Origin of the sequence: Thalassotalea sp. LPB0316, from assembly GCF_014898095.1 — a bacterium.
In the GTDB taxonomy this organism is placed as follows: domain Bacteria; phylum Pseudomonadota; class Gammaproteobacteria; order Enterobacterales; family Alteromonadaceae; genus Thalassotalea_G.
In genome coordinates, this window is record NZ_CP062946.1 from 1,470,866 (window position 1) to 1,486,743 (window position 15,878).

Consider the following 15,878-nt stretch of genomic DNA (forward strand, 5'->3'; position numbering starts at 1 on the left):
CTCGTGCCAAATAACCCCATGACAGATTTAGCCCCCGCTATTGTCGAAAAATCCCAGCGGTATTGGCAATTGTTTTTAGAGCAGATGAATACTGCTGAAGCTGTTGAAATATCTCAAGATATTCAACCCATTATTCAAGCCGGCTTTGGCTTAAGCGATTTTATTTACCGAGTCGCAATGCAAATGCCTAGCGAGTTTGTCGCGTTAGTGTCAACGCCTGATTTTTATGTTTTGGCTAAGCAGAATTATCAAACGAATTTACAACAGCGTCTAAGCCAGTGCCAAAGTGAGCAGCAGCTTCATCAAGCCCTAAGGCAGTTTCGCCAACTGGCAATGACGCGCATTGCTTTTGCTGATTTGGTATTTGAGCAGCCACTTAAACAGTGTTTACAGGCATTATCTGAGTTAGCAGATAATTTAATAAACCAAGCCTTGGAATGGCTACACAATGACTGCCAAGTGAAGTGGGGTCAGCCAGTTAACGCCCAAGGTAAACCGCAACAGTTACTCGTTTATGCGATGGGTAAACTCGGCGGCAAAGAGCTGAATTTTAGCTCAGATATCGATCTCATTTTTACTTATCCTGAAGCTGGCGAAACAATTGGCGCGCGCAAGTCAATTGACAATCATCAATACTTTACTCGTTTGGGGCAAAAGTTAATTACTGCACTTAATCAACAAACCGCTGATGGTTTTGTCTACCGCGTAGATATGCGATTAAGGCCGTTTGGCGAAAGTGGTCCTTTAGTGATGAGCTTTAACGCCCTCGAAGATTACTACCAAGAGCAAGGGCGTGATTGGGAGCGTTATGCGATGTTAAAAGCCCGGTTAATTGGTCAAAGCGATTATCACGAGCAGCTACAAATCATGTTGCGCCCCTTTGTTTTCAGGCGATACATTGACTTTAGTGTGATTGAAAGCTTGCGTAAAATGAAGATGATGATCGCTCAAGAAGCGCGTCGCAAACGCTTGCACAATAATATAAAGCTCGGTGCTGGCGGCATTCGAGAAATTGAGTTTATCGTGCAAGTGTTCCAACTAATTCGCGGCGGCCGCAAAGTGGAATTACAAGAGCGCAATTTGTTAAGTGTGTTACCTAAGTTGGTTAAACACGGTGAGCTTTCAAAACAAAGTGCCGACACGCTTGAGCAAGCCTATTGCTTTTTACGGCGTGCGGAAAATATTATCCAAGCGTTAAATGATGAACAAACGCAAACCTTGCCTGATATTGACTTAAATCAACAGCGATTAATTTGTGTGATGGGCTTTGCAAGCTGGTCGGCTTTTCTTGAGCAATTAAAAATACACATGGACGCGGTACACAATGAATTTAACCTGCTGATCGGTGAAGAAAGCCCAAAACACAGTGGTGATGATCATCATTGGCAAAACATTTGGCTGTCGCTTGAGCTTGAATCTGACTTAACTGGCTTGATTCACGAGCATGCACCGAATATTGATGCCGAGCATATTGCCAAGGTATTAGTTGAGTTTCGACAAGAATTAAGCAAGCGCAGTATTGGCCCACGTGGCCGACAAATGTTTGATAAATTAATGCCGCGAGTTTTACTGTTTATTAGCCAAGAGCAACAGGCAAGTTTGATACTGGCTAGGGTCATCACTATTTTTAACCGCATTAGTACTCGTACGGCCTACTTAGAATTGTTATATGAAAACGAAGGCGCGTTAAAGCAGTTAATTAAACTGTGCTTAGCCAGTGAGTGGATCAGTGAGTACATTGCCAAATTTCCGATTCTACTCGATGAGTTAATTGATCCTAAGTTACTGCATAACCCGCCTTCTTTGAGTAGTTATTTACCCGATTTACAACTGCATTTACTGCGCATTCCTGAAGAAGATGTCGAAGCCCAAATGGATGGCTTGCGCCATTTCAAACAAGCGCAACAATTGAGAATTGCAGCAGCAGATGTAAGCGGTGTATTACCCTTGATGAAAGTAAGCGATCACTTAACTGCATTGGCGGCGGCTATTTTACATGAAGTGATCCATCAGGCATGGAGCCATACCAGCCGCCGGTTTGGCATTCCATCATCATTACAGGGGACTGACGATAAAGGCCTAGTGGTGATCGGTTACGGTAAAATGGGCGGCATCGAGCTCGGTTATAGCTCAGATTTAGACTTAGTATTTCTTCATAATATTGATGCTAATGAGCTGACCAATGGAGAAAAACAAGTGCCAGCAACCCAGTTTTATATGAAATTGGCGCAGCGCATCATGCATATTTTTAATACCCGAATGGCCAGCGGTATGCTCTACGAGCTAGATATGCGTTTACGCCCGTCGGGTAATTCTGGGATGTTGGTTGTGCATATGGATAATTTCTTAACTTACCAGCAAGAAGAAGCGTGGACATGGGAGCACCAGGCACTTGTCAGGGCGAGAGGTATTTATGGTGAATCGACATTGGTTGATAAATTTAATGATATTCGCCAGCAAATTTTAACGCAGCCTAGGCAAAGCGAAAGCCTGTTAAAAGATGTCGTCGAAATGCGTGAAAAAATGCGCCAGCATTTAGATTTATCTTCAAGTGAGGCCGTGAGTTTAAAACACGGTAAAGGCGGACTCGTTGATATTGAGTTCTTAGCGCAGTACCTAGTGTTGAAACACGCTCACCAATCACCCAAGGTGTGTATTTACAGTGACAATATCCGCATATTTGAAAGTTTAGTGGCGGAGCAGATTATCTCTGAAAATGATGCTGAGCTGCTTATTCAAACTTATCAGTTACTGCGAAACCAAGGTCATATAGCCACACTACAAAATATTGATAGCGCGACAAGTGAGCCTAATATTTTGGCTATGATGGCGAAAACTCACCAACTATGTAGCAAGTTGTTAACCTCTTAGCCAAGTAGAAATGCTGGTATTAACCAGCATTTTGCGCATCGAGTAGGGTACAGTTTTGGGCTAAATAATTGTTTTCGCCGCTAATTAAGGTGATGTTGCGGTGCTGATGGCAAAAGTAAACATCGACACCATTTTCAAAGTGTCCTTCAATAGCCTTGCCAATTTGATATGAAGTTCTAACGATATTGCGATCAATGCGGAAAGGATCTTTAACAATAAAGTCTTTGTCTAACCACCATACGATCTCTAAGCCTTGTTGTTGGCCGTATTCATCAAGCTTTTGATATAAGGTTTCACCGGTCCTAAAAGGGCGATTTTCACGGTCACCTCGCCAATTTTTGCGATATGGGCGGGTGATCATTTTTCGAGCTTCTAAAATATCTTCCAAACTACCTTCTGGCTGATTCAAATAAACGATGTTTTTGCGAATGACAGGCCCTTTACCGTCTAAACCCGGTCGAATGCTGGCATAAAAGTTCGATAACCCTTCTGCGGCTCTATTACTCGATTTGCGCTCGTCTTGAGATTCAGGCGTTGGTTTAGCCGTAGGTGCAGCGTCTGTTTTAAAGGTTTCTTGCGTATCGTCTTCGCTTTTTTGCTCGGTCGATTGGGTAAAGCTGTTGGCAAAATCTGAGATCATGTCGAGGTTTGCCAATAAGACATATGCTACGCCAGCTAATATTGCGCCAAAAATAAGATTTCTAATCCAGAACGTCATAAAAGTATATACAGCTTGTTATTCAGACCTTTACTCTACTCAATTATGCTTTTTTATACAATGAAGGATCATCAGGGTTTGGTCTTGTTTTAAATCGGCGGTGCAACCACATATATTGCTCAGGTGCTCGTAAAATCGCTTTTTCAAGCTCCTGATTAATTCGGGTAACATCAGCGACATCATTATCGGTCGGAAAGCCTTCAAGTGGCGGTAAAACTTCAATGGTATAGCCCGAGTCGTCTTCATTTCGAGTAGGGATCACCATCATAGTAACAACATCAGGTTGGCGAGCAAATATTAAGGTACCAGTGGTAGTGGCTGTTTCTTTAACGGCAAAAAATGGAACAAACTCACTTTTGTTGCGACCGTAATCTTGATCCGGCAAATAAATACAACTCTCTTTCTCTCGCAAGGCTTTAATTAAGCCTTTGACATCACGCTTGCCCAACATGTATTTGTTAGAACGACCACGCCCCCGAAATTGAAAGTATTCCATTAATTCATTATTGTGTGGACGATAAAAAACCACCGTCGGGTGTTGCGTACCCATCGCCCGGCAACTCAATTCTGCGCTTAAGTTGTGCAACGCCAGTAACAGTACGCCTTTGCCTTGTGCATTAGCTTGTTCAATATGCTCTAGGCCTTTTGCTGTTACTTTGCGTTCAACACGCCAGTTTGGCCACCACCAGCCCATGCCTGTTTCAAACAGCGCAATGCCGGTATTTTCAAAGTTTGCCTTGAGCATTCGCTCGCGCTCATCTTCAGGCATGTCAGGAAAGCACAGTTTTAGATTGGTTTTAGCAACGCGTTGGCGGCTAGAGCCAACCTTCATTAATAACCGGCCAACAACGCGACCAAGTGCTAATTGCAATTTGTAAGGTAACCATGAAATGGTATAGAGGATCAAAACACCAATCCAAGTAAACCAATATTTGGGTAGAAAAAACGATAGTTTAAAATTAGGTTGTAAGACTTTATTGCTACTCAAAATAAACCATTTCTGCTTGCGTGTTATGGCAGCGAATTATACGCCAATAGTGATGAATAGCGAATAAAGATATTGATAGAAAATGTGATAAAGGACTGTGTTATAGCGTTTTCTTCACGTAAAATAAGGCACAAGACAAATCAGTGGGTGAAAAAGTAAATGATTGAAACGCCGTCAACGCGTACCGAAAACAATGAAATTGAGTTAATTGTAGGTAATTCTAATTCAAATTTTTCTGGTGTTACCTCGACTATGTTGCAAGTCTTACCTCACCAGCGCAAACACATGAACCTCCGTGTGATGGGCAAACATCATTTACCTGATCCCAGCTTAGCCATGAGCTTTTGGCAAGTAGCCAAAATGTGTCGAAAACCTTTAAGTGACGGCAGGTATAGAGTTTTTCAAGCAAGACGAGTTGATGAAATGATTCAAGCGTTGTTGTTGAAGCATTTATTTCGAGCAAAAATTAAGATTGTTTTTAGTTCAGCTGCGCAACGCCGTCGCGCAGGGTTTACTAAGTGGCTGACAGATAAAATGGATGCTGTTATCGCGATGTGTAAAGCGTCAGCCAGTTATTTACACAAAGCGCCTGATGCCATCATCTATCACGGGATTGACGTTAATGCCTATCAGCCCCCAGCGGATAAACAGCAACAGTGGCAAGCGTTAAACATCTTACCTGACCATGCGATTAAAGCAAAACGCGGTATTGCAATTTTAGGGCGGGTAAGAAAACAAAAAGGTGTTCACCTTTTTGTCGAAGGCTGTATTCGAGTATTGGACAAGTATCCTGACTACACTGCTGTCGTCGTTGGTGCAATTTCAACGAGCAATCAAGAATTTGTTGATGAGCTCAAAGCTAAAATTGAACAAGCTGGGCTTGCTGATCGCATTGTTTTTGCCGGTGAACAAAACTTTGCTGATATTCCTAAAATATTTAGCTCGCTATCCTTGGTTGCAGCGCTGAGTGACAACGAAGGGTTTGGCTTAACGATTCTCGAGGCAATGAGCAGTGAAGCCGCTGTTTTAGCATCGCAAGCGGGGGCGTGGCCTGAAGTGGTAAGGCCGGGAGTCGATGGCTATATCGTGCCAATCAACGATCTCGATGCGGTAACAGAAAAACTCGATGTAATGCTAAGTGATCAAGAACAGCTCGATGCGATGGGCAAAGCAGGTCGCCAGAGAATTATTGAACATTATACCGTTGAGCGTGAAGCCAAAGAATTATGCGACTTTTTTAAATCGTTGATGTGATACTCGCAAACTAACCGTGCTATTTTTAGAGGGCAGTTGGTGAAGCGCTGCCATCTGTTTTTCTTGACTTATTTCTTGGCATCATAGTCACCTATAAAAAGCTAGCTACTCCACAGTCAATCCAAAAATATCTCAATCTTATTAATCACACGGTTTTAGCCAAGTAAATTAATTATCTAGAACAGGTTGTTTAACTTGCTTTCTCGCTAAAAAAGCGTAGAATACGCGAGCTTTTCTATCACCAACGTGATAGGAATGTCTGGATATTCGTTTTAACATTTAAATTAATAGAGGGCGATATGGTTACCATTCGTTTAGCTCGTGGTGGCGCTAAAAAGCGTCCATTCTATCAGGTAGTTGTTGCAGACAGCCGTAACTCTCGCGATGGTCGTTTCATCGAGAAAGTAGGTTTCTTCAACCCAACAGCACAAGGTCAAGCGGAAAAATTACGTTTAGACCTAGACCGCATCAACCACTGGGTTGGTCAAGGCGCTGGTTTATCTGATCGAGTGGCTAAGTTAGTTAAAGACGCACAAGCTGCTGCTTAATAACTTGCACTATCAGATTAGGAGTTTTTAGTTGTGAATGATGTAAATAACTTAATCACGTTAGGTAAAGTAGGCTCTGTTTACGGTATCAAAGGTTGGTTAAAAATTCATTCGTTTACCGAAAACGCCGAAGATATATTTGACTATTCACCTTGGTCATTAAAATTAGGTGGAAAAGTACAATCAGTTACGGTTACCGATTGGCGCAAGCACAATAATGGTTTGATCGCTAAATTTGACGGCGTAGATGACAGAGACTTAGCTCAAAGCTTTGTTAGTTATGAAATTGCCGTTGACCAAAGCGTATTGCCAGAATTACCAGAAGGTGATTTTTATTGGCGTGACCTTATTGGCATGACGGTCGTTACCGAGCAAGGCTATAACCTTGGCGAAGTAACAGATCTCATGGAAACTGGCGCTAACGATGTATTGGTTGTAAAAGCAAACCGCAATGACGGCTTTGGTAAGAAAGAGCGATTAATTCCGTATCTTTTTGAACAAGTGGTTAAAACGGTTGATGCGACAAATAAACAAATTACAGTTGACTGGGACCCAGGTTTTTAAACTGTGAGTAGCGTAAAGCTTAGGATAGGGGTAATTAGCCTTTTTCCTGAAATGTTTGATGCGATCACACAGTATGGGGTGACAGGCCGAGCGATACGTAACGAAATTATTGAGTTTCACTCGTGGAACCCAAGAGATTTCACCCATGATAAGCATCGCACTGTTGACGACCGACCTTATGGCGGTGGTCCAGGCATGTTGATGATGGTGCAACCGTTACGCGACGCCATACTGGCAGCGAAAGCGCAGTTAGGCGACGATGCTAAGGTCATCTATTTGTCACCACAAGGGCGAAAGCTGAGTCAACATGGGGTTCGTGAATTATCCCAATCGAGCAAGCTAATTTTTATAGCGGGCCGATACGAAGGAGTAGACGAACGGATCATTCAATCACTAGTTGATGAAGAGTGGTCGGTTGGTGATTATGTGTTAAGCGGCGGTGAATTACCGGCGATGACCTTAATCGATGCAATAGCGCGTTTTGTTCCTGGGGTATTAGGACATGAACAATCTGCCGAACAAGACTCGTTCTCGAGCGGCTTATTAGATTGTCCACACTATACAAGACCTGAAGTACTCGATGGTGAATCAGTACCGAAAGTATTGTTAAGCGGTAATCATGAACACATACGACGTTGGCGTTTAGAGCAATCGCTGCAAAGAACGTGGACCAGAAGACCAGAACTTTTAACTGACCTAGCTCTGACGGCTGAGCAACAGGTGATACTTGATAAAATCAAGCAAGCCAAACCAGACCGTGAATCCTAGGAAGAAGGTAAATATGAGTAACATTATTAAAGCTCTTGAAGCAGAGCAAATGAAAAAAGATGTACCAGCGTTCGCACCATCGGACACAGTAGTGGTACAAGTAAAAGTTAAAGAAGGTGAAAAAGAGCGTCTTCAAGCATTTGAAGGTGTTGTTATCGCTGTTAAAAACCGCGGCTTACATTCTGCATTCACTGTTCGTAAAGTATCGAACGGTGTTGGTGTTGAGCGTGTATTCCAGACACATAGCCCATTAGTTGACTCTATTACAGTTAAGCGTCGCGGTGACGTTCGTCAATCTAAACTTTACTACTTACGTGAGCGTTCAGGTAAATCTGCACGTATCAAAGAGAAGTTGGCGAAGAAGTAATAATAATTACTTGTTATACCCATGTAAAAAAGCGCTTGAATGGCAACATTCAAGCGCTTTTTCTTTATAGACCATTTAACGTCAAACGACCGTAGCTGTGGATATTGTTATAAAAAGCTAGCTTGTCTAGTTAAACTGATATTTTTAGGAAAATGCCGCGTTTTAATTAAATTCTGGTAAGGTAAAGTATTCTAATCGTTAAATGCAAAGACGATGATTTATCTTACAAAATTAGTTCGGTGTTGCAGATGTTAAGTACCCAAGATGGCACGATTACAGTGGAGTGCAAATAGATGCGTAGTTTAATTAAAAATCAGGCGCTAATTCAGCAAGGATCGTTTATCAACGGTCAGTTTGTTTCCACCAATTATCACTTTGAGGTAACCAACCCCGCAAAAAATGTGACTTTGATACAGGTTGCTGAAGTTGACGCTAAGCAATTAAACCAAGCTGTTGAAAGTTCGTCGTTGGCACAAAAAAGCTGGCAAAATGTGCCGGCGCAAGAAAAGGCTAGAATACTCAGGCGCTGGTTGACCTTACTCGAAGAAAACCATGATGACTTAGCGACAATAATGTCGTTAGAGCAGGGCAAAACACTTGCTGATGCTAAAGCTGAGATTGCTTATGGCAATAGCTTCGTGGAGTGGTTTAGCGAAGAAGCTAAACGCATTTATGGCGATACAGTTTCAGCGCCGGCAGCAGATAAGCGTATTACGGTAATCAAACAGCCTGTTGGTGTTGTTGGCGCAATTACACCGTGGAATTTCCCTAACGCGATGATCACCAGAAAAGCAGCAGCGGCTTTTGCAGCTGGCTGTAGTTTTATCGTTAAACCAGCGGCAGAAACCCCGTTATCAGCCCTAGCAATTGCTTATTTAGCGCAACAAGCGGGCTTACCTGATGGTTTGTTTAACGTGGTAGTTGGTGAGAACGCGCAAGTAATTGGTGAAGTGCTCACCACACATCCACTGATCAACAAATTCACTTTCACTGGTTCAACCCGCGTTGGCAAATTATTAACCGCGCAATGTGCCAATACCGTTAAACGGGTGTCTATGGAGCTAGGTGGCAACGCGCCATTTATTGTTTTTGACGATGCCGATTTAGAGGTTGCTATAAACGCTTTAATGGCGAATAAGTTTAGAAATTGCGGCCAAACCTGTATTAGTGCCAATCGAATCTACGTGCATGAATCGGTTTACCAGCAATTTAGCCAAATGCTAGTTGAGCGTGTTAGCGAGTTAAAACAAGGTGATGGTTTAGAGCCAACAAATAACATTGGCTGTTTAATTCATCATCAGGCGGCGAAACACGTGCATCAATTGGTGGCGGGCGCTATCGAACAAGGTGCGAAAGTGCAAATAGGTGGTTTACCGACAGCGCCTGAAAATGCTTTTTATCCACCAACCGTACTAACCAATGTTAGTCACGGCGACGCAATTACTCAAGCTGAAATTTTTGGCCCAGTGTTAGCGTTAATAGCTTTTGATGATGACGATACGGTACTAGCACAAGCCAATGATACCGACTACGGTTTAGCGTGTTATTTCTTTACGCAACAGCTAAAAAGAGTGAATCGCTTTAGCGAACAACTCGACTACGGCATGGTGGGGATTAATGACGCGGTTATTTCAAACGCCGCCGCACCTTTTGGTGGTGTGAAGCAGTCAGGTTATGGTCGCGAAGGATCTAAATATGGTCTCGACGATTTCCTAGACGTTAAGTACCTTTGTCACGGCGCATTATAAAAAGAGAGTACAACAATGAAAAAAACAGGCGCATGGTTAGCAAGATACGCATTAGAGCAACTGGGGATCAAGCATACTTTCGGTATTCCGGGTGTTCACAATACTGAGCTTTACGACGAGTTAAATAATTCTGAAATGATCACCCCACACCTAGTGACCCATGAAGTATCGGCGGCATTTATGGCAGATGCTGTGACCAGAACTACGTCGAGTTTGGGAACTTTGGTAATCGTTCCTGCGGCGGGGTTAACGCACGCCATGAGTGGTATTGGTGAAGCTTATCTCGACGGTATTGGTATGTTGGTAATAACTGGCGGTATTAATCGCTCAACAGGCAAGCAATATCAATTACATCAAATTGATCAACTTGAGCTGACTAAGGGGATCACGAAAGCCGGTTTTAGAATTGAGAATCACAATGAAATCGTCGCGACCCTTTTTAGGGCGCATCGCATTGCTACCTCTGGCAAGCCCGGCCCTGTGTTAGTGGAATTACCTGTTGATATTCAATTATTTAAAGGTGAAGTTAAACACCTACCTGAGTTTCAACCACTATCGACTAGCCAAGCGGTTAGCGAAAGCTTACTGAATCAAGCAGCTGACCTGTTAAAGACTGCGAAAAAGCCGGCGATGTTTGTTGGTTGGGGTGCGAAAAACGCTCGAAGTGAAGTACTTGCCTTAGCCGAGCGGTTTAATATGCCGATAGCGACTACCTTGCAAGGCTTGTCGGTTGTGCCAAGTGATCACCCATTACATGTCGGTATGAGTTTTGGTCGCCACGCGGTGCCAGCCGCAGAGCAAGCTTTTGCTGATTGTGATTGCTTAGTTGCTATTGGCACGTGTTTTTCAGAAATTCCGACCGGTAGTTATGGCATAACCGTGCCCGAGCAGCTGATTCACATTGATATCGATGAAGCGGTATTTGATCAAAATTACCCAGCGAAAGTCGCCATCTGCGCTGATGCTAAACAAGCTGTGAGTCAGCTCAATCAGTTAGCTGAAAAACTATCGATAGGCGCTCAACACAATCAGCAAATTCAAAATAATATCGAACAAGCCAAACAAGCTTATCAACAAGAATGGCGTGAATTAGCAACTGATAGAGTGAACCCCGCGGCACTGTTTTCGCAACTCGACAGCGCATTATCACAGGATTGCCTGTTTGTGGTTGATGATGGTAATCATACCTTTTTAACGGCTGAATTAATGCCTTTTAGCCAACAGCGCTCGTTTATCTCGCCAACCGATTTTAACTGTATGGGCTACGCTGTGCCGGCAGCAATAGGTGCAAAAATTGCCAACCCTGACCGACAAGTTGTCTCTGTGGTAGGCGATGGTGCGTTTATGATGACCTGTATGGAATTAGTGACTGCAAACCAACACGAACTGGGTTTAGTGTACTTCGTGTTTAATGACGGTGAACTCAGCCAAATTTCACAAGGACAAGAAATCCCATATAACCGCAAAACCTGTACTCAGCTCGGCAAGGTTGACTTTTCTGGTATCGCCCAAGCAACGGGGAGTCACTATTTACGCATTAATAATAACGATGAAATTAATGATGTCGTCGAACAAGCGCTAAGTTTAATGAAAACTCATAAAACGGTGATTGTTGATGTGGCGATTGAATACTCAAAGCGCACGCGCTTTACTCAAGGGGTAGTTAAAACCAATGTCGAGCGATTCCCATTACAAGATAAACTGCGCATTGTTTCTCGGGCGTTAACGCGAAAAATTACCGGGTAATAAACTGTTCCAATGGGGAGTAGGCGAACCAATTAGCTCTTGGTGCAAGTTATTTCATCAAGGGCTACTTGGTTATTGGGATCGTCATTGGCGAGTTCTGTTAGATTTAGATTCTCTAGAAACATGAAGTAGTCGTTTTGCTTTTCAAGTTGCAACAATATATCGATTTCAGCCTGGGCTAAATATTGACGTTCAAAGCAGACGTTATCGAGTTTAATAGCTAACGAGCCTTTGCCTTTTTTACCGTTGTCTTTATAGGTTTTTGCTTGCGTTAGCGCTTGTTTCATCACCGTCGCATCTTCTGGCGATAAATTAAAAATCGTGATGGCTTCATTGCTTTTTAAACCACTAGCTAGTGCACCTGATATCGCCTTCGCCTGACTAACTTGCGCGAAAAGCTTTTCTTCAATAAACAAGGTTTCATCAATGGAGACAACCGATAATTCGACCACAACATTTCCTTGCTCAAGGTTAATCGCTTTGTCGGTTCTAACCGCAATATTTAATTGAGCGGGATCTAAAGCAAAAATATCTAAGGTCGCCATTTCGTACATACCTTTGAAAGTTATGTTAGCACAGGCGGTTAAAAGTAATGTCAGTGCGATGGCAAGATAGTGCTTTATCATTTGCGGTGCGTCCTTTGCGTGGTTATTTGTTTGTTAGGCTAATTGTTTGTTAGGTTGTTGGGTTGTTAAGTATTTGTTACCAAAATCCTATGGTAAAGCCAAGTCATGGTAATAAGCTATAACAATTTATCGGTGCATTATGTTTATTTTTCGATACACTAGGGTAAAAACTAGGCAATAAACATCAAGCTAAATCAATGGTTATGATTGAACTTATCTTGATAGCTCATAATAAATAAGCCAGAGAGAAACAACATGAAGGATCTATTATCTCGTTACCCTGTCCATCAAAGTGCACTAGCGACAACGCATATTAGTGCGCAGCAGTACCAATCACTTTATCAACAGTCAATTACCGAGCCCGATGTTTTTTGGGCTGAGCAGGCTAGTCAATTTATTGATTGGTTTGAGCCTTGGCAACAAGTGTCGCAAGTTGACTTTACCAGTGCAGATATTAGCTGGTTTAAAGGCGCCAAATTAAACGCTAGTTATAACTGTATCGACCGTCACCTTAAAAACAAAGCTAATGATATTGCAATCATTTTTGAAGGCGATGAACCCGATGAAGATTTATCGGTAACCTACCAGGAGCTTCACGATCACGTCTGCCGGTTTGCCAATTTGTTAAAAGCTCGGGGAGTCAAAAAAGGCGATAGGGTTTGTATCTATATGCCGATGATCCCGGAAGTTGGTTACGCTATGTTAGCCTGTGCTCGCATTGGCGCTGTCCACTCTATCGTTTTTGGTGGTTTTTCAACGGAATCTATTCGCGCCCGTATTTTAGACGCTGACTGCCAAGTGGTGATCACAGCCGATGAAGGGGTGCGCGGTGGTAAAACTATTCCTCTCAAAGCTAATGTTGACGAAGCGATTAAAGGCTGCCCAAATGTTCACAGTGTTATTATGGTTGAGCGCACCGGTCATGAAGTTGAATGGAACGATAAAATTGACGTTGCCTACACCGACATTATTTTAAATTATCCGGCTGAGTGTGAGCCTGAAGTCATGGACGCTGAGGACCCGCTATTTATTCTTTATACCTCAGGCTCAACTGGCAAACCTAAAGGGGTTTTGCATACCACAGGTGGTTATTTGTTGTATGCCGCGATGACACATAAATACGTCTTTGATTACCAAGATGGCGAAGTGTTTTGGTGTACTGCAGACGCCGGTTGGATCACCGGCCATTCTTATATTTTTTATGGACCATTAGCCAATGGCGCAACAACCTTAGTGTTTGAGGGCGTACCAACATACCCTGATGCCGGACGTTTTTGGCAAGTTTGCGAGAAACATGGCGTTAACGTTTTTTATACCGCACCAACGGCAATTCGCGCGCTGATGAGTTTAGGTGATGACTTAGTTGAGCGTCACGATCGCAGTGCAATTCGTCTGTTAGGCTCAGTAGGTGAGCCGATTAATCCTGAAGCTTGGCACTGGTATTATGAGGTAGTTGGTGAAAGTCGCTGTCCGATTGTTGATACTTGGTGGCAAACAGAAACCGGTGGTATTTTGATCACGTCTTTACCCGGTAGTGCTGATATGAAGCCAGGCAGTGCAGGCTTGCCATTTTTTGGTGTGCAGCCAGTATTACTTAATCGAGATGGTGAAGAGCTTGAAGGCGTCGCTAAAGGTGCGCTAGCCCTAAAAGGTAGTTGGCCGGGGCAAATGCGCACGGTTTATGGTGATCACCAACGCTTTTTCGATACCTATTTCAGTCAATACTCTGGTTACTACTTTACTGGTGATGGTGCCAAGCGCGATGAAGATGGCTACTACTGCATAACGGGAAGAATTGACGATGTTTTAAATGTCTCAGGCCACCGACTAGGTACCGCTGAAATAGAAAGTGCCTTAGTGCTTCATCCTGCGGTTGCTGAAGCCGCGGTGGTAGGGTATCCACATGAAATTAAGGGGCAGGGCATTTATTGTTTTATTACCTTAATGAATAACGCGCATGAATCAGAAGCACTGCTTGATGAACTTAAGCAATTTGTTGCTAATGAGCTTGGAAAATTTGCTCGCCCTGATTATTTACAATATGCACCGGGGTTACCGAAAACCCGCTCAGGTAAAATCATGCGCCGTATTTTGCGTAAAATCGCCGAGAACGAGCTTGATAATTTAGGCGATACCAGCACGCTCGCTGACCCAAGTGTGGTTGATAGCCTAATAGATAATCGTATTATTCACGAATAATGTGATAATCCTGAATACTGTTATTAAGGCACCTTCGGGTGCCTTTTTTATTATTATGCAACTTTATGTTTACAAATGGTGTTTGCTTGGTTTTACAAAGTTTGATTTTTTGGGTTCTTGTTTTTATGCTCTGCGTATTGACAAATATTGTTTTATGAAAAATAAAGCTTGATCTTATCGAGTAAAAGCTTTAAAAAGTAGCTCTAAGGCGAATTTTTCTCGCTAGCCATAGCGCGAATTTTACTTTTTAACGAGCAAATAGCATAAAACCACAGGCCAACTATTACATGCTTACCTTTTCTTATCGATATTATCGCCTCTACTCTTTTTTTAGTAAGTAACACACTTACTGCCCTCTTTTTCTATAATACAATTTAACTATTCACCGGAAGAACATTATGTCGACAGTTAAAAAAAGTCGTTTAAACGATATTCACGTTAATGCTGAAGAAGTGTTAATTACCCCTAAAGCGCTGCGTGAGCAATTACCACTCAACAAAAAGGGGCGGGAATTTGTCGAGCAGGCACGTGACACCATCGCCAACATTATTCACAAGAAAGATCACCGTTTATTAGTTATTTCTGGGCCGTGTTCAATTCATGATGTTACTGCGGCAAAAGAGTATGCTCAAAAGCTTAAAGCGTTGCACGAGGCATATAAAGATAGCTTGTATATTGTCATGCGAGTTTACTTTGAAAAACCTAGAACAACGGTTGGCTGGAAGGGCTTAATTAACGATCCTCACATGGATGGCTCATTCGATGTCAGTGCCGGATTATTTCAGGCGCGTCAATTATTGATTGATCTTACTGAAATGGGCATCCCTTTGGCTACAGAAGCGCTTGATCCTATTAGCCCACAATATTTAGCTGAATTATTTAGTTGGTCGGCAATTGGTGCTCGAACAACCGAGTCGCAAACGCATCGAGAAATGGCGAGTGGCTTATCAATGCCAATTGGTTTCAAAAATGGTACTAATGGCAGTTTAGATGTGGCGATTAATGCGCTTAAATCGGCAGCGTCATCACATCGCTTTATGGGCATCAATCGCCAAGGCCAAGTCGCGTTAATTAAAACCTCGGGTAACCCTGACGGCCATGTTATTTTGCGTGGTGGCAAGCAGCCTAATTACGATTCGGTTAATGTTTCGCTATGTGAGCAAGAACTAGAAAAAAGCAATTTGTCGCCGAGTTTAGTGATCGATTGTAGCCACAGTAATTCAAACAAAGATTATCGCCGCCAGCCACTGGTTGCCGATAATGTGTTTAACCAAATAGTGGATGGTAATACCTCGATTATCGGTATTATGCTTGAGAGTCATTTAAACGCCGGTAACCAAAGTGCCGATTTGCCAAAGCATGCGCTTAGCTACGGGGTTTCTGTTACCGATGCTTGTATCGATTTTGAAACAACAGAGCAGTTAATTGCCAAGGCTCACAATAAACTTAACCAGGTACTCAAACAGCGCCTTAGCCATTGA

The 15,878-nt window shown here is 42.8% G+C and carries 13 protein-coding genes; 10 read left to right on the forward strand and 3 right to left on the reverse strand.

The window, feature by feature from the left end; all coding sequences use genetic code 11:
* Positions 1-3: 3 nt before the first annotated feature.
* The gene (gene glnE / locus LP316_RS06460; protein WP_226960819.1) at positions 4-2,871 is read left to right on the forward strand and encodes a bifunctional [glutamate--ammonia ligase]-adenylyl-L-tyrosine phosphorylase/[glutamate--ammonia-ligase] adenylyltransferase; all 2,868 of its coding nucleotides are present in this window, start codon (positions 4-6) and stop codon (positions 2,869-2,871) included.
* 19 nt (positions 2,872-2,890) lie between these two features.
* Here glnE and LP316_RS06465 read toward each other — a convergent pair whose 3' ends face one another.
* Together LP316_RS06465 and lpxL are read right to left on the reverse strand one after the other, a co-directional pair.
* Positions 2,891-3,589: a TcpQ domain-containing protein gene (locus LP316_RS06465; protein WP_193023506.1), complete on the reverse strand. Its 699-nt coding sequence runs from the start codon at positions 3,587-3,589 to the stop codon at positions 2,891-2,893.
* A 43-nt stretch (positions 3,590-3,632) separates the two neighbouring features.
* Positions 3,633-4,577 (reverse strand): LpxL/LpxP family Kdo(2)-lipid IV(A) lauroyl/palmitoleoyl acyltransferase, encoded by a 945-nt coding sequence (gene lpxL, locus LP316_RS06470; protein ID WP_193023507.1) that lies wholly within the window; start codon positions 4,575-4,577, stop codon positions 3,633-3,635.
* 159 nt (positions 4,578-4,736) lie between these two features.
* Between lpxL and LP316_RS06475 the strand changes: the two genes are divergently transcribed.
* The 7 genes from LP316_RS06475 (at position 4,737) to LP316_RS06505 (ending at position 11,572) form a co-directional block, all read left to right on the forward strand.
* Entirely contained in the window at positions 4,737-5,831 is a 1,095-nt protein-coding gene (locus LP316_RS06475; protein ID WP_226960820.1) for a glycosyltransferase family 4 protein, read from the forward strand.
* Between the two features lie 299 nt (positions 5,832-6,130).
* On the forward strand, positions 6,131-6,379 hold the full coding sequence (gene rpsP, locus LP316_RS06480; RefSeq protein WP_044835858.1) for a 30S ribosomal protein S16: 249 nt from the start codon (positions 6,131-6,133) through the stop codon (positions 6,377-6,379).
* Between the two features lie 33 nt (positions 6,380-6,412).
* On the forward strand, positions 6,413-6,943 hold the full coding sequence (gene rimM / locus LP316_RS06485) for a ribosome maturation factor RimM (protein ID WP_193023508.1): 531 nt from the start codon (positions 6,413-6,415) through the stop codon (positions 6,941-6,943).
* Positions 6,944-6,967: 24 nt separating this feature from the next.
* Entirely contained in the window at positions 6,968-7,711 is a 744-nt protein-coding gene (gene trmD / locus LP316_RS06490) for a tRNA (guanosine(37)-N1)-methyltransferase TrmD (RefSeq protein WP_413470673.1), read from the forward strand.
* Between the two features lie 13 nt (positions 7,712-7,724).
* Positions 7,725-8,078, forward strand: coding sequence for a 50S ribosomal protein L19 (gene rplS, locus LP316_RS06495; protein ID WP_193023509.1), 354 nt, complete (start codon positions 7,725-7,727; stop codon positions 8,076-8,078).
* Between the two features lie 293 nt (positions 8,079-8,371).
* Complete coding sequence (locus LP316_RS06500) at positions 8,372-9,826, forward strand: NAD-dependent succinate-semialdehyde dehydrogenase (RefSeq protein WP_193023510.1); 1,455 nt, start codon at positions 8,372-8,374, stop codon at positions 9,824-9,826.
* Between the two features lie 15 nt (positions 9,827-9,841).
* Positions 9,842-11,572, forward strand: coding sequence for a thiamine pyrophosphate-binding protein (locus tag LP316_RS06505; RefSeq protein WP_193023511.1), 1,731 nt, complete (start codon positions 9,842-9,844; stop codon positions 11,570-11,572).
* 32 nt (positions 11,573-11,604) lie between these two features.
* Here LP316_RS06505 and LP316_RS06510 read toward each other — a convergent pair whose 3' ends face one another.
* Positions 11,605-12,198: a hypothetical protein gene (locus LP316_RS06510; protein WP_193023512.1), complete on the reverse strand. Its 594-nt coding sequence runs from the start codon at positions 12,196-12,198 to the stop codon at positions 11,605-11,607.
* 255 nt (positions 12,199-12,453) lie between these two features.
* On the opposite strand from LP316_RS06510, the gene acs reads away from it, so the two are divergent.
* Positions 12,454-14,397, forward strand: coding sequence for an acetate--CoA ligase (gene acs / locus LP316_RS06515; RefSeq protein ID WP_193023513.1), 1,944 nt, complete (start codon positions 12,454-12,456; stop codon positions 14,395-14,397).
* 398 nt (positions 14,398-14,795) lie between these two features.
* Positions 14,796-15,878, forward strand: a complete 1,083-nt coding sequence (locus LP316_RS06520) for a 3-deoxy-7-phosphoheptulonate synthase (RefSeq protein ID WP_193023514.1) — start codon at positions 14,796-14,798, stop codon at positions 15,876-15,878.

Bases quoted from the DNA above. Each gene is read 5' to 3' on its own strand.
- LP316_RS06465 (WP_193023506.1), bottom strand. From the start codon at position 3,589: ATGACGTTCTGGATTAGAAATCTTATTTTTGGCGCAATATTAGCTGGC.
- LP316_RS06475 (WP_226960820.1), top strand. From the start codon at position 4,737: ATGATTGAAACGCCGTCAACGCGTACCGAAAACAATGAAATTGAGTTA.
- rpsP (WP_044835858.1), top strand. From the start codon at position 6,131: ATGGTTACCATTCGTTTAGCTCGTGGTGGCGCTAAAAAGCGTCCATTC.
- rplS (WP_193023509.1), top strand. From the start codon at position 7,725: ATGAGTAACATTATTAAAGCTCTTGAAGCAGAGCAAATGAAAAAAGAT.
- LP316_RS06500 (WP_193023510.1), top strand. From the start codon at position 8,372: ATGCGTAGTTTAATTAAAAATCAGGCGCTAATTCAGCAAGGATCGTTT.
- LP316_RS06505 (WP_193023511.1), top strand. From the start codon at position 9,842: ATGAAAAAAACAGGCGCATGGTTAGCAAGATACGCATTAGAGCAACTG.
- LP316_RS06510 (WP_193023512.1), bottom strand. From the start codon at position 12,198: ATGATAAAGCACTATCTTGCCATCGCACTGACATTACTTTTAACCGCC.
- acs (WP_193023513.1), top strand. From the start codon at position 12,454: ATGAAGGATCTATTATCTCGTTACCCTGTCCATCAAAGTGCACTAGCG.
- LP316_RS06520 (WP_193023514.1), top strand. From the start codon at position 14,796: ATGTCGACAGTTAAAAAAAGTCGTTTAAACGATATTCACGTTAATGCT.